Origin of the sequence: Psychrobacter sp. GW64-MNA-CIBAN-0177 (assembly GCF_040309585.1) — a bacterium.
Lineage (GTDB): Bacteria > Pseudomonadota > Gammaproteobacteria > Pseudomonadales > Moraxellaceae > Psychrobacter > Psychrobacter okhotskensis.
Map to the genome: position 1 here is coordinate 1 of NZ_JBEOOY010000530.1, position 244 is coordinate 244.

Annotated in this window: 1 protein-coding gene; it reads right to left on the minus strand. The window is 37.7% G+C overall.

Annotated elements, in window-relative coordinates; translation table 11 throughout:
* Window positions 1-128: 128 nt before the first annotated feature.
* Window positions 129-242, minus strand: a complete 114-nt coding sequence (locus AAEY79_RS16110) for an accessory factor UbiK family protein (RefSeq protein WP_352289718.1) — start codon at window positions 240-242, stop codon at window positions 129-131.
* Between the last annotated feature and the right edge of the window lie 2 nt (window positions 243-244).

Below are 244 nucleotides of genomic sequence, written 5' to 3' on the forward strand. Positions count from 1 at the left end.
GAACTGAGGTTAACAAGCTTAGTGGGTGTAAAAAAATGACGCTAAATAGCGTCATTTTTTATGTTTGTAAATGAGTTAAAACGATTGCAGAGTCAGTAATATCAATCGTTATTCCGAATTTAGGTTAGTTACTCGGCAAACTTTTTTTCTAACTCATTCACTTGCGCTTGTAATGCTTCAAGCTTCTCGCGAGTTTTAAGCAACACATGTTGCTGAACCTCAAACTCTTCGCGCGATACCACGT